The sequence below is a fragment of the Scandinavium lactucae genome, assembly GCF_033843265.1.
In the GTDB taxonomy this organism is placed as follows: Bacteria; Pseudomonadota; Gammaproteobacteria; order Enterobacterales; family Enterobacteriaceae; genus Scandinavium; species Scandinavium lactucae.
Map to the genome: position 1 here is coordinate 26244 of NZ_JAWXRD010000001.1, position 12784 is coordinate 39027.

General features: G+C 55.5%; 18 protein-coding genes. 13 read left to right on the plus strand and 5 right to left on the minus strand.

Annotation, left to right across the window (positions count from 1 at the left end; all coding sequences use genetic code 11):
• Positions 1–9: 9 nt before the first annotated feature.
• Genes ulaB through SIK69_RS00140 form a run of 5 tightly spaced genes read left to right on the plus strand, consistent with a single transcriptional unit; the run spans position 10 to position 3017 of the window.
• The gene (ulaB, locus tag SIK69_RS00120) at positions 10–315 is read left to right on the plus strand and encodes a PTS ascorbate transporter subunit IIB (protein ID WP_319785115.1); all 306 of its coding nucleotides are present in this window, start codon (positions 10–12) and stop codon (positions 313–315) included.
• A 9-nt stretch (positions 316–324) separates the two neighbouring features.
• The gene (gene ulaC, locus SIK69_RS00125; RefSeq protein ID WP_319785116.1) at positions 325–792 is read left to right on the plus strand and encodes a PTS ascorbate transporter subunit IIA; all 468 of its coding nucleotides are present in this window, start codon (positions 325–327) and stop codon (positions 790–792) included.
• A gap of 12 nt (positions 793–804) precedes the next feature.
• Positions 805–1461 carry a 3-keto-L-gulonate-6-phosphate decarboxylase UlaD gene (locus tag SIK69_RS00130; protein WP_319628426.1) on the plus strand — a complete coding sequence of 219 codons (657 nt, stop codon included), beginning with the start codon at positions 805–807 and terminating at the stop codon, positions 1459–1461.
• Between the two features lie 9 nt (positions 1462–1470).
• Complete coding sequence (locus SIK69_RS00135; protein ID WP_319785117.1) at positions 1471–2325, plus strand: L-ribulose-5-phosphate 3-epimerase; 855 nt, start codon at positions 1471–1473, stop codon at positions 2323–2325.
• Positions 2325–3017: an L-ribulose-5-phosphate 4-epimerase gene (locus SIK69_RS00140; RefSeq protein WP_319785118.1), complete on the plus strand. Its 693-nt coding sequence runs from the start codon at positions 2325–2327 to the stop codon at positions 3015–3017. The genes SIK69_RS00135 and SIK69_RS00140 overlap by 1 nt, the downstream gene beginning before the upstream one ends.
• An 81-nt stretch (positions 3018–3098) precedes the next feature.
• Here SIK69_RS00140 and yjfY read toward each other — a convergent pair whose 3' ends face one another.
• Positions 3099–3374 carry a DUF1471 family protein YjfY gene (gene yjfY / locus SIK69_RS00145; protein WP_319785119.1) on the minus strand — a complete coding sequence of 92 codons (276 nt, stop codon included), beginning with the start codon at positions 3372–3374 and terminating at the stop codon, positions 3099–3101.
• Between the two features lie 339 nt (positions 3375–3713).
• Here yjfY and rpsF point away from each other — a divergent pair, with 339 nt between their 5' ends.
• From rpsF to SIK69_RS00170, 5 genes are all read left to right on the plus strand, one after another.
• A complete protein-coding gene (gene rpsF / locus SIK69_RS00150) occupies positions 3714–4109 on the plus strand; it encodes a 30S ribosomal protein S6 (protein WP_096758559.1) in 396 nt (131 codons plus the stop codon).
• A 6-nt stretch (positions 4110–4115) separates the two neighbouring features.
• Positions 4116–4430: a primosomal replication protein N gene (gene priB / locus SIK69_RS00155; protein ID WP_319628422.1), complete on the plus strand. Its 315-nt coding sequence runs from the start codon at positions 4116–4118 to the stop codon at positions 4428–4430.
• A 4-nt stretch (positions 4431–4434) separates the two neighbouring features.
• The gene (gene rpsR, locus SIK69_RS00160; protein ID WP_002210155.1) at positions 4435–4662 is read left to right on the plus strand and encodes a 30S ribosomal protein S18; all 228 of its coding nucleotides are present in this window, start codon (positions 4435–4437) and stop codon (positions 4660–4662) included.
• 41 nt (positions 4663–4703) lie between these two features.
• Positions 4704–5153 carry a 50S ribosomal protein L9 gene (gene rplI / locus SIK69_RS00165; RefSeq protein WP_319628421.1) on the plus strand — a complete coding sequence of 150 codons (450 nt, stop codon included), beginning with the start codon at positions 4704–4706 and terminating at the stop codon, positions 5151–5153.
• Between the two features lie 158 nt (positions 5154–5311).
• Positions 5312–6241, plus strand: a complete 930-nt coding sequence (locus tag SIK69_RS00170; protein WP_319785120.1) for a DMT family transporter — start codon at positions 5312–5314, stop codon at positions 6239–6241.
• A 38-nt stretch (positions 6242–6279) separates the two neighbouring features.
• Here the strand turns inward: SIK69_RS00170 and SIK69_RS00175 are convergent, their stop codons facing one another.
• The gene (locus SIK69_RS00175; protein ID WP_319628419.1) at positions 6280–6966 is read right to left on the minus strand and encodes a LysM-like peptidoglycan-binding domain-containing protein; all 687 of its coding nucleotides are present in this window, start codon (positions 6964–6966) and stop codon (positions 6280–6282) included.
• A 132-nt stretch (positions 6967–7098) separates the two neighbouring features.
• Here SIK69_RS00175 and bamJ point away from each other — a divergent pair, with 132 nt between their 5' ends.
• The 3 genes from bamJ to SIK69_RS00190 all read left to right on the plus strand — a co-directional run bounded on the left by bamJ (position 7099) and on the right by SIK69_RS00190 (position 9915).
• On the plus strand, positions 7099–7719 hold the full coding sequence (gene bamJ / locus SIK69_RS00180; RefSeq protein ID WP_319628418.1) for a BamJ family beta-barrel-assembly machinery protein: 621 nt from the start codon (positions 7099–7101) through the stop codon (positions 7717–7719).
• Positions 7720–8026: 307 nt separating this feature from the next.
• Positions 8027–9427 carry a D-serine/D-alanine/glycine transporter gene (gene cycA / locus SIK69_RS00185; RefSeq protein ID WP_319628417.1) on the plus strand — a complete coding sequence of 467 codons (1401 nt, stop codon included), beginning with the start codon at positions 8027–8029 and terminating at the stop codon, positions 9425–9427.
• 194 nt (positions 9428–9621) lie between these two features.
• Positions 9622–9915 (plus strand): hypothetical protein, encoded by a 294-nt coding sequence (locus tag SIK69_RS00190; protein WP_319628416.1) that lies wholly within the window; start codon positions 9622–9624, stop codon positions 9913–9915.
• A gap of 16 nt (positions 9916–9931) precedes the next feature.
• Here SIK69_RS00190 and SIK69_RS00195 read toward each other — a convergent pair whose 3' ends face one another.
• The 3 genes from SIK69_RS00195 to SIK69_RS00205 form a co-directional block, all read right to left on the minus strand.
• The gene (locus SIK69_RS00195) at positions 9932–10891 is read right to left on the minus strand and encodes a DMT family transporter (RefSeq protein WP_319628415.1); all 960 of its coding nucleotides are present in this window, start codon (positions 10889–10891) and stop codon (positions 9932–9934) included.
• A 72-nt stretch (positions 10892–10963) separates the two neighbouring features.
• A complete protein-coding gene (locus tag SIK69_RS00200; protein ID WP_319785279.1) occupies positions 10964–11788 on the minus strand; it encodes an AraC family transcriptional regulator in 825 nt (274 codons plus the stop codon).
• 79 nt (positions 11789–11867) lie between these two features.
• On the minus strand, positions 11868–12716 hold the full coding sequence (locus SIK69_RS00205) for an SDR family oxidoreductase (protein ID WP_319785121.1): 849 nt from the start codon (positions 12714–12716) through the stop codon (positions 11868–11870).
• Positions 12717–12784 lie beyond the last annotated feature (68 nt).

Sequence of the window (12784 nt, forward strand, 5' to 3'; positions counted from 1 at the left end):
ATCGACATTATGACGGTACGAATTCTGGCGGTATGCGGTAACGGGCAGGGCAGTTCCATGATCATGAAAATGAAGGTGGATCAGTTCCTGACCGAGCAGGGCGTCGAGCACTCGGTGAACAGCTGTGCGGTGGGCGAATATAAAAGTGAACTGAGCGGGGCCGACATCATTATCGCCTCGACGCACATCGCCGGGGAAATCACGGTGACGGGCAACAAACATGTCGTGGGCGTGCGCAATATGCTGTCGGCGGCGGATTTTGGCCCGAAGCTTATTGAAGTGATTACCGCGCATTTTCCTCAGGACCTGAAATAAGGACGCGCCATGAAACTTCGTGACTCGCTGGCTGACAACCATTCGATTCTGCTTCAGGCGCAGGCCAATACCTGGCAGGAGGCGGTCAAGCTGGGCGTCGATCTGCTGGTTAAAGCCGACGTCGTGGAGCCGCGCTATTACCAGGCCATTCTGGATGGCGTGGAACAGCACGGCCCCTATTTCGTGATTGCGCCAGGCCTGGCGATGCCGCATGGCCGTCCGGAAGAAGGCGTGAAGAAAACCGGTTTCGCGCTGGTGACGCTCGAGAAGCCGCTGGTGTTTAACCATGAAGACAACGATCCGGTCGATATCCTCATCACCCTTGCGGCGGTCGATGCCAACACCCATCAGGAAGTGGGCATCATGCAAATCGTCAATCTGTTTGAGGACGAAGACAATTTTGACCGCCTGCGTGCCTGCCGCACCGAACAGGACGTACTGACTCTTATTGATAGCGCCACTGCGGCGACTGCTTAACAAGGAAATGCTATGACCCCTTCATTACCTATGCTCCAGGTTGCGCTCGATAACCAGACCATGGCCGACGCTTACGCCACTACGCGATTGATCGCCGAAGAAGTGGATATCATTGAAGTCGGCACCATTCTTTGCGTTGCCGAGGGTGTTCGCGCCGTGCGTGACCTCAAAGCGCTGTATCCACACAAGATTGTGCTGGCGGACGCCAAAATTGCCGATGCCGGAAAAATCCTCTCGCGGATGTGTTTTGAGGCCAATGCCGACTGGGTCACCGTGATTTGCTGCGCGGATATCAACACCACTAAAGGTGCGCTCGCGGTCGCCAAAGAATTTAACGGCGACGTACAGATTGAACTGACCGGATTCTGGACCTGGGAACAGGCCGAGGAGTGGCATCAGGCGGGTATTGGGCAGGTGGTGTATCACCGTAGTCGGGATGCGCAGGCGGCAGGCGTGGCGTGGAGCGAGGCGGACATCACCGCCATCAAACGCCTCGCGCAGATGGGCTTTAAGGTCACAGTGACCGGTGGCCTGGCGCTGGAGGATTTGCCGCTGTTTAAAGGGATTCCCATTCACGTGTTTATCGCCGGGCGCAGCATCCGGGATGCAAAAGATCCGATCGAGGCCGCGCGCCAGTTCAAGCGGTCTATCGCTCAACTGTGGGGTTAAGGAGCGGCTATGCTGTCAAAACAGGTTCCGCTGGGTATTTATGAAAAAGCGCTTCCCGCCGGGGAGTGCTGGCTGGAACGCCTGAGTCTCGCCAAAACCCTGGGCTTTGATTTCGTTGAAATGTCAGTGGATGAAACCGATGCCCGACTTTCCCGACTGGAGTGGAGCCGGGAGCAGAAGCTGGCGTTGATCAATGCGGTGGCGGAAACCGGGGTGAAAGTGCCGTCGATGTGCCTGAGTGCCCATCGTCGATTCCCGCTCGGCAGCGAAGATGATGCGGTGCGCCAGCAGGGGCTCGATATCATGCGCCGCGCCATTCAGTTTGCGCAGGACGTCGGCATTCGTGTCATCCAGCTGGCGGGTTACGACGTCTATTACCAGCAGGCGAACAACGAAACGCGCCGTCGCTTTCGCGAAGGGCTGAAAGAGAGCGTCGAGATGGCGAGTCGCGCGCAGGTCACGCTGGCGATGGAAATCATGGATTACCCGCTGATGAATTCCATCAGCAAGGCGCTCGGCTACGCTCACTTTCTTAATAATCCGTGGTTCCAGATTTACCCAGATATCGGCAATTTGTCGGCCTGGGATAACGACGTGCAAATGGAGTTGCAGGCGGGCGTGGGGCATATCGTGGCAGTGCATGTGAAAGATACCCGTCCTGGTGAGTTTAAGAACGTGCCGTTCGGGTCAGGCGTGGTGGATTTCGAACAGTGTTTCAGCACGCTGAAGCAAAGCGGCTATCGCGGCCCTTACCTGATTGAAATGTGGAGCGAAACGGCGGAAGACCCGCTGGCAGAAGTGGTGAAAGCCCGCGACTGGGTACTCACCCGGATGGCAAATGCTGGTCTGATGGAGGTCGCGTAATGGAGCAGCTTAAGCAGCAGGTTTTTGCCGCTAATATGGATTTACCCCGCTATGGGTTGGTGACATTTACCTGGGGAAACGTCAGCGCTATTGACCGCGCGCGTGGGCGGGTGGCGATTAAACCCAGCGGAGTAGCGTATGAAACGCTGACTGCCGACGACATTGTGGTGGTCGATCTTGACGGCAACGTGCTGGAAGGGCGCTATCGCCCATCCTCCGATACCGCGACCCATCTGGCGTTGTACCGCCAGTATCCCGACATCGGCGGCGTGGTGCATACCCATTCGACCCATGCCACCGCCTGGGCACAGGCGGGGTTGGCTATTCCGGCACTTGGCACCACCCATGCGGATTATTTTCTCGGGGATATTCCCTGTACCCGCCCGCTGAGCGAAGGGGAAGTGCAGGGGGACTACGAGCACAACACCGGGAAGGTGATCATCGAAACGCTCGGCGATGCGCAACCGCTGCACACGCCCGGGGCGGTGGTCTGGCAGCATGGGCCTTTTGCGTGGGGGAAAGATGCGCATGAGGCCGTTCACAACGCGGTGGTCATGGAAGAAGTAGCGCGAATGGCGTGGCTGGCGCGAGGGATAAATCCACAGCTCAAGCCTATCGACAGCTGGCTGATGGAGAAGCACTTCAGCCGCAAACATGGCCCCAATGCCTACTACGGACAACGAGAAAAGTAATTGCCGACCACAAAAAAAAGCCCCCGCAGTGCGGGGGCAGGGTTCAGTCAGGGCAAATACGTTCTGTTGTTTTTCCTGGTGCTAGCGGTAAACGTCAGCACTGGCGTGAATTAAGCCATTGCTGCCGGGTTCATGGATAAGGATTGGGTGAAAGTATTTGGCACCACGGGCGTCACTCTCTTCACTCAAGGCTTGATCTGCTTCGCTTTCAGTGGCGATGTTATGATTGATGTAAATAACGCCTAAGCTCTGCACATCGTCCATATTTCTGGCCTGTCGGCCGTCGATCTTGATGGCTGCGGTCACGTTTGCACTGAGCAAAAGCGCAGCCAGTACGGCGATTGCGATGTTTTTCATGATAGTGACTCCTTAAACCTGCTGCGTTACGGCGAAGTCTCCTTTTGCGTACTGATAACTTATGATTTAAGTGTAATCGCTCCTTATCGATTCATTAGCGACCATTTCTGATGCAGTTGTTCAAAAAATTGGCGCATTCTGGGTTGTTTAATTTTAAGCCACTGACTTCCTTCCGCTTTGCCCTTCGTGCGAATTAATTGCGCAATCACCTTGAGTTTCCCATGCCCTGCAAGTATGATTACGCGTCAATTTTTCAGCCGCCCTTTAACCACGTTCCTTGCCTCCATGGGCCGCGGCTGACCCAGACAGGAGGCTGAATAATCCGTAAGGAGCAATTCGATGCGTCATTACGAAATCGTTTTTATGGTCCATCCTGACCAGAGCGAACAGGTTCCGGGTATGATCGAGCGTTACACTGGTGCAATCACTGCAGCAGAAGGTACGATCCACCGTCTGGAAGACTGGGGCCGCCGTCAGCTGGCTTACCCGATCAACAAACTGCACAAAGCTCACTACGTTCTGCTGAACGTTGAAGCCCCGCAGGAAGTTATCGATGAGCTGGAAACAAACTTCCGCTTCAACGATGCCGTTATCCGCAGCATGGTTATGCGTACTAAACACGCTGTGACTGAAGCATCTCCGATGGTTAAAGCGAAAGACGAGCGTCGTGAACGTCGCGATGATTTCGCTAACGAAACCGCAGATGATGCTGAAGCTGGGGATTCTGAAGAGTAATCGCTGATGGCCAACCGTCTGGTGTTGTCCGGCACAGTGTGCAGGGCACCCCTTCGAAAGGTCAGCCCATCAGGAATTCCTCACTGCCAGTTCGTGCTTGAGCACCGATCGATGCAGGAGGAAGCCGGTTTTCACCGGCAGGCATGGTGTCAAATGCCCGTTATTATTAGCGGACACGAGAACCAGGCCATTACTCACAGTATAACGGTCGGCACGCAAATCACCGTTCAGGGCTTTATCAGTTGCCACAAGGCACGTAATGGTCTGAGCAAAATGGTGTTGCATGTCGAGCAGATTGAATTGATAGATTCTGGAGACTAGCCAAATGGCACGTTATTTCCGTCGTCGCAAGTTCTGCCGTTTCACCGCGGAAGGCGTTGTAGAGATTGATTACAAAGACATCGCTACGCTGAAAAACTACATTACCGAAAGCGGTAAAATTGTCCCGAGCCGTATCACCGGTACTCGTGCAAAATACCAGCGTCAGCTCGCTCGTTGCATCAAGCGCGCTCGCTACCTGTCCCTGCTGCCGTACACTGATCGTCATCAGTAATCGGCCACAGTCCATTAACACGACTTTGAGAGGATAAGGTAATGCAAGTTATTCTGCTTGATAAAGTAGCAAACCTGGGCAGCCTGGGTGATCAGGTAAACGTTAAAGCGGGCTACGCTCGTAACTTCCTGGTTCCACAGGGTAAAGCTGTTCCAGCTACCAAGAAAAACGTTGAATTCTTCGAAGCACGCCGTGCAGAACTGGAAGCCAAACTGGCTGACGTTCTGACTGCTGCTGAAGCTCGCGCTGAGAAAATCAACGCACTGGGCACCGTTACCATCGCGTCTAAAGCAGGCGACGAAGGTAAACTGTTCGGTTCTATCGGTACCCGTGACATCGCTGACGCAGTATCTGCTGCTGGCGTGACTGTTGCTAAGAGCGAAGTTCGCATGCCGAACGGCGTTCTGCGTACCACTGGTGAGCACGAAGTGGACTTCCAGGTTCACAGCGAAGTGTTCGCTAAACTGGTAGTAAACGTTGTTGCTGAGTAATTAATTACTCTGTAATCACGACAAAACGCCGGCCATGTGCCGGCGTTTTGCTTTTTAGCCCCGCTTTTTTGTACCGACCTTTCAGGTTGCCCGACTGGCTATTGGCCACACATTTCCGGATAATGAATTAAAACGCTATTTTAATTCAGGGCTCATATATGGAAATGGTTCCTCCCGCTCCGCTCTTTATCCGCAAAAATGTGGTCTATGCAGGCGCAACCCTGTGCTGTTTGCTGTGGGGGAGTTCCTATCCCGCCATCAAAAATGGCTATGAGATTTTCCAGATTGCCACCGACGATATTCCGTCGAAAATCATTTTTGCCGGATACCGCTTCCTGTTCGCAGGGCTCCTGCTGCTATTGTTCGCCATGGCGCAGCGTAAGCCGATTGCACGCCTCAGCGGCAGGCAGTTTGGTCAGTTGACGCTGCTGGGCTTGACCCAAACCTCGCTCCAGTATGCCATTTTCTATATCGGACTCTCTTTCACCACCGGGGTGAAAGGCTCGATCATGAATGCCACCGGCACCTTCTTTAGCGTCCTGCTGGCGCACTTTATCTATCAGAACGACAAACTCAGCTATAACAAAAGCCTGGGCTGTATTCTCGGCTTTGCGGGGGTGATGCTGGTGAACTTCAGCCATTCATTGGTGGATTTCAGCTTCGTTTGGCGCGGGGATGGATTTGTGGTGCTGGCGGCCTTTATTCTCTCGGCGGCGACGTTGTACGGGAAACGCATCTCGCAAACGGTCGATCCGACGGTGATGACCGGCTGGCAGTTAGGTATCGGCGGCCTGGCGCTGGTGGTCGGGGGCTACCTTGGCGGCGGCACGCTGGCGTTTCATGGCATTGAGTCCATGGCGGTGCTTGGCTATCTGACTCTGCTCTCGTCGGTGGCCTTTGCGCTCTGGAGCACGCTGCTGAAACACAACCGCGTGAGCATGATTGCCCCATTCAATTTTGTTATCCCGGTGGCGGGCACCGTGCTGTCAGGCATTTTCCTCGGCGAGACTATCCTGGAATGGAAATACGCGGTGGCGCTGGTGCTGGTGTGCTCAGGGATTTGGTGGGTCAATAAGCGTAGTACGTGAAGCGTGCCCGGCAGGCGCAGTACCGCCGGGCGAAAAGGTTAACGAACGCGAATATAGCTGCCGTCACCCTGGCGGGTAAATAGCACCTGCTGTCCGTTTCCACTGTCAATCGTCAGCCCGGTCACCACGCCGTTCGCATTCTGGCGCACCTGCACGATTTGCCCGGCCTGTAAGGAACTCAGCGGCTTTCCGGCACCTTCCACTTTTGACATCGCGTAGACATCCGTTGGCGGCAGGTTGTGGTCGCGGAACAGCTGCGCCAGGGTTTTACCCGGCTCTACGCGATAGCTGCGCCATTGCTGTTCAATGCCCGGCACAGATTGCTGCTGAGTCTCAGCGGGCGCGGGTTGAACCTGTGTCTGTGACTGAGATTGTACCTGCTGCGGCTCATCGTCAGGTTGGTCTTCCTGTACAACTTCAGGCATTACCGGCGCAGCCTGGCCCGGATCGTTCACCGGCGGCGTAGACGCCAGCGGGGGCAACGGCTGCTGTAGATTCCCCTGTTGGGTCTGTGTTTGTGACTGGATATCGAGCTGCGCGTTGCGGCTTACCGGCTGGGCTGGTACATCGTCGCCAGAGGGAAGCAGAAAGCCGATGATGACCAGCAGAAAACCCGCGATAATACCGCGACGATGCAGTGGCGGCAGCGGATCCATCAGTCTGAAATTATCCGGTGCATGCCAGATTTTTAACAACGTAGGTTGTAGTGCGAATCGCCCGGGCATGGGTCACCTCCTGCTCCGCGTTTCCCTGTTTTGTCCCTCAGTATATACATAATTCTGCCGAGACAAAGTTTTACCCGATGCGGTCTGGCTGTTATGCTGCCCGCTGATTTTCATCCGATTAAAGGAAAGACCATGGCAACCCCGACTTTTGACACCATTGAAGCCCAGGCCAGTTACGGAATCGGCCTCCAGGTAGGACAACAGCTTAGCGAATCCGGCCTGCAGGGCCTGCTGCCAGAAGCACTGGTCGCTGGTATTGCTGATGCACTGGAAGGCAAACAGCCGCAGGTTCCGGTGGATGTCGTGCACCGTGCGCTGCGTGAAATTCACGAGCGTGCAGACGCCGTTCGTCGTGAGCGCTTCGAAGAGATGGCGGCGGAAGGCGTGAAATATCTGGAAGAAAACCGTGAGAAAGACGGCGTAAGCAGCACCGAATCCGGTCTGCAATTCCGCGTTATCACTCAGGGCGAAGGCGCAATTCCAGCGCGTACCGACCGTGTTCGCGTTCACTACACCGGCAAACTGATTGACGGTTCTGTGTTCGACAGCTCCGTCGCGCGCGGCGAACCAGCTGAATTCCCGGTAAACGGCGTCATTCCAGGCTGGATTGAAGCTCTGACCCTGATGCCGGTTGGCTCTAAATGGGAACTGACTATTCCGCACAACCTCGCTTACGGAGAGCGTGGTGCAGGCGCATCAATCCCACCATTCAGCACCCTGGTTTTCGAAGTCGAACTGCTCGAAATCCTGTAAGGCCGCTGGATCCTCTCCCGGAGACGGGAGAGGACGTCAACACGCAGTGCAATATCCCTAAGTTATCGCTTTGTTAGCATTTAATCTTGCATTGTGGTGCAGGCAGTGTATTTTTGTGAACTGTTTCGCGTTAGTAGAGTGATATAACACTCACTTCCAACATGTTATTAACATTATCGTCATTTCACAGTATTCAACCCGCCGATTCTTTCCTACTATCGATACGACTCAAAAATGAAACATCGACAGATGTATTCAATGGCCGCAGAGCCAGCACAACACAACAGGAACAACAGGAATAAATCACATGGTAGACCAAATAAAAGTCGCTGCACAAGAAGACGCATCGACTGAACAGTCGCTGCGGCGCAATCTCACTAACCGGCATATTCAGCTGATTGCTATCGGCGGCGCGATAGGCACCGGCTTGTTTATGGGCTCGGGCAAAACCATCAGCCTGGCCGGGCCGTCGATCATCTTCGTCTATATGATCATCGGCTTCATGCTGTTTTTCGTCATGCGTGCAATGGGTGAATTGCTGCTGTCGAACCTCGAATACAAATCCTTCAGCGACTTCGCCGCCGACCTGCTCGGTCCGTGGGCAGGCTACTTTACCGGCTGGACCTACTGGTTCTGTTGGGTAGTGACCGGGATGGCAGACGTGGTGGCGATTACCTCCTATGCACAGTTCTGGTTCCCTGGATTATCCGACTGGGTGGCATCGATCGCGGTCATCCTGCTGTTGCTGGGCCTGAACCTGGCGACCGTGAAGATGTTTGGCGAGATGGAGTTCTGGTTTGCGATGATCAAAATCGTCGCCATCGTTGGCCTGGTAATTGTCGGCCTGGTGATGATTATGACGCACTTCACTTCGCCAAGCGGCGTGCAGGCCTCGTTCGACCATCTGTGGAATGACGGTGGCTGGTTCCCGAAAGGCCTGAGCGGCTTCTTTGCCGGATTCCAGATAGCGGTGTTTGCCTTCGTCGGGATTGAATTGGTGGGCACTACGGCGGCCGAAACCAAAGACCCGGAAAAATCCCTGCCGCGCGCGATTAACTCCATTCCTATCCGCATCATCATGTTCTACGTGTTTGCGCTGGTGGTTATCATGTCGGTCACGCCGTGGGGTTCTGTGGTGCCGGACAAGAGTCCGTTCGTTGAACTGTTCGTGCTGGTGGGCCTGCCTGCGGCGGCGAGCATCATTAACTTCGTGGTGCTGACCTCGGCGGCGTCATCCGCTAACAGCGGTGTGTTCTCAACCAGCCGTATGTTGTTCGGTCTGGCGCAGGACGGCGTTGCGCCGAAAGCGTTCGCTAAACTCTCTAAGCGTGCGGTCCCGGCGAAAGGGCTGACCTTCTCCTGTATCTGTCTGCTGGGCGGGGTGGTGATGCTGTATGTGAACCCAAGCGCCATTGCCGCGTTCACGATGATCACCACCGTATCGGCGATCCTGTTCATGTTCGTGTGGACCATCATTCTGTGTTCGTATCTGGTCTACCGCAAACAGCGTCCGCAGCTGCATGAAGCATCGAAATACAAAATGCCGCTCGGCAAATTGATGTGCTGGGTGTGTATGGCGTTCTTTGTGTTTGTGCTGGTGCTGCTCACCTTGCAGGACGATACCCGTCAGGCGCTGATCGTCACCCCACTGTGGTTTGTGGTGCTGGGCCTGGGCTGGTGGATGCTCGGCAAGAAACGTACTGCGTAGTTCGATCCCCAGTAATAGGGTCAGTCAGCGCTGGCTCTATTACTGCTTCCCTCTCCCCTTCATGTCTAAAATTCAATTTTAAATCGATTACACTTTGCACAGTCATCACGAAGGTTAGACACTAGTAAATGAATTTCGATGAAATCTCTATCTGATATTTTGTCGTTATAAATGAGTTTATTAGAGGTAATATTATGAAAAAAACTATTCTGGCATTAACCTTCGCCGTCGTGAGTCTCCCTGCTTTCGCTAATCATCCGATTGCCCGAACAACCGTTGTGGCGACAGCCGACCACCCTGTGGCAATGGCCGCGGCGACCAGTGGTAATGGCGCACACCCAGTTGAACGTGGCGCGGTCATCGCATCATCCGATCACCCTGCTGAAATGGCTGTCGCCACGGGCGGCGGTGCGCATCCTGTGGCACGTACCGCCGTGGTTGCACAGTCTGACAACCCTGTTGCTGCGGCTGTGGTAACCGGACACTAATGATCCTCTCAGGTCCTTATTCAAGGGCCTGAATTTGCGGCTTTTGCAGTTTGGCCCGCACAGCGATAACCACCCCTACGACCAACAGCACAATGCCCGTGAACGTCAGCAACGGCGGCAGGCTCTGGCGCAGCATAAACGTATACAGCAGCCCGGCTAACGTCTCGAAGACGATCAACGGCCCGAGGATCACCGTCGGCAGTCGCTGACTGGCAATGTTCCAGCACAGTGTCCCGACCCAAGAGCAGAACACCGCGATGGCAATCATCAGGGTGATAAAGACGACAGGACGCGGGCCGAACGGCAAGGGGAACGATTGTCCCTGACCGCTTAGCCACGCACAGGCCAGTACATACCCCAGCAATGACATCGGCAGCGTGACCAGCGCCTGGGCGGTGGCCCACATCATCGGATGTTTATCCGGGTTCTCCCGCAGCCAGCGGGCGTTACGCAGCGCATACCACGCCCAACACACCACCGAAATGAATGCCAGCCCGATACCGCTGCCATAGCGCCACCAGCTGAAATGGCTTATACCGTGGCGAAGCTCGGCGATATTCACACACGCTAAGCCCAATGCGATGCAGGCCAGAGCGGGTGCCATACTGAGCCACGAGAGTTTGCCGTCGCGCTGACTGTAGAGCAGATTGGCGAACACCGGGATAACCACTGGCAGGGTGCCGATTATCATGGTGGAAACAGGCGCGCCAGCCCGCTGAATGGCGCTGGCAAGACACACGTAATAAATGAGGTTGCCCATCATGGTCAGGGACAGCGCCGTCAGCCAGTCGCGTGTGCTGAGCTGTTTTAACCGCGCTCTGCCAAGCCACGCCAACGGGAGCGCAATCAGACCAAGCGCCAGATACCGGCCCATCGACTGCAACACCGCCGGGTATTCAGGTACCAACAGCGGCCCCACGAAAATCAGTCCCCACATCAATCCCGCCAGCAAGGCGTACAGCACACCACTCAGCATTTGTTGCCCCTTTTAATCAGCAGGTGCAGTGTAGGCCCGGCGGCGGCGGGGCGTATTGTATGAGGTTGCGCATTAGCGCATAAAAACCTGTTTTTGATAGCGAACGGGCGTGATGCCGTAGCGACGGGTAAAGGCCCGGGTGAGATGAGACTGATCGGTCAGGCCCGTGGCGGCGGCAACTTCTGCGGCAGGCATTCCGCGGGTTAGAAAATCTTTGGCACGCCACAGCCGAATCGCCATCAGCATCTGGTGCGGCGTAACGTAATAGCGGGCTTTGAACTGGCGTTGAAAATGGTACGGACTGAGCGACACCACGGCGGCCAGCTCGTCGAGGGTCAGGGCGTGCATATAGTTATCATGCAGGTAATCACGAACGCGTTCGAAGCGATGCGCCGCTTCCTGAACATTCGGCGCATGATGGGCAAATGGGCGGAAGGTCTCTATCAGGTCGAGCAATAGCCCCTTCTGTGCCAGCGGATCGTCGGTATTCCACAGCCCATAAATCTGTTGGCAAAGCTGGGCGGAACGTTGGGCATCGTGGCGCACCACATCACTGAACCACCAGTGACGAATACCCGTCACCTCTTCCAGCAAGTCAGGCTCAAGGTACACCATCCGGTAGCGCCATCCGTCGGCGGTTGCTGCCTCCCCGGTATGAAGCTCATCCGGGTTCATGGTGACGACGGAATTGATCGGGGCGACATACTGTGTGCCGCGATAGCGAAAGCGTTCGGCCCCGAGTTCAATCGCGCCGATGCCGAAGGCTTCGTGGGTATGGGGTTCAAAGGCGTAGCGCGAGATGTGGGCGTGATAAAGCTCCACCCCTGGCAACTGGGCCAAATGGCGGAAGCTGGCACTATCTCTCTCATCTGTGAACAGTTCTGGAACACCCTGCACGCTAACCTCCCGCGGAATATCCCCGTCATTATCGAAGATACCCCGCGAAGGTGCCACAAATTTAACCGTTCGTTAACGTTTACAGGATGCTTTTGACGCTTTCAGACAGCGGCGTCGTCGGGCGCTGGATAAGTGTGCTCAGGGTCCGGCTGTCATCGAACAAACCGCCTTTTGAGGCCCCGACGTCTGAATCCGCGAGCATATCGGCCAGACCTGCAGGCAGGCCAACTCCTTTCAGTGCCGCCGCGAAATCAGCTTCGCTCAGGTTCTGATAGCGCACGTTTTTGCCGCTCTGCTTGCTCAGTTCGGCCGCCAGTTCGCTGAGCGTCCAGGCGTTATCGCCCGCCAGTTCATACACTTTGCCCGCATGACCCTCTTCGCTGATGACCCGTGCTGCCGCTGCGGCGTAATCTGCCCGCGTTGCGGACGCAATTTTACCGTCACCTGCCGCGCCAATGAAAACACCATGCTCAATCGCCGGTGGGGCGCTGGCGAGATAGTTTTCGGTGTACCAGCCGTTACGCAGCAGGGTAAACGGGATCCCGGATGCCGCCAGCATATTCTCCGTGTCGACGTGCTCAAGGTGCAGGCCGAGCGGGGATTTATCGGCATGCAGCAGGCTGGTGTAGGCGATAAATTTCACCCCTGCGGCCTTCGCGGCATTGATCACGTTCCGGTGCTGGGTAGCGCGCTGGCCGACTTCGCTCCCGGAGATCAGCAGCAGTTTATCCACGCCTTGCAGGGCGGATTTCAGGCTGGCTTCATCGCTGTAGTCGCCCTGACGAACCACAATGCCCTGGCTGGACAGCGCCTGGGCTTTCGCCGGGTTGCGCACAATGGCGACCAGTTGGTTGGCGGGTACGGTTTTCAGCAGGTTGTCGATAACAAGGTGGCCCAGTTGGCCGGTTGCGCCGGTAATTGCGATCATGAGGTCACTCCTTCGGGTTTGTCTTCAGTTGTGATACGCTAACACCATAGCTAACTTTTAGTAAGTAC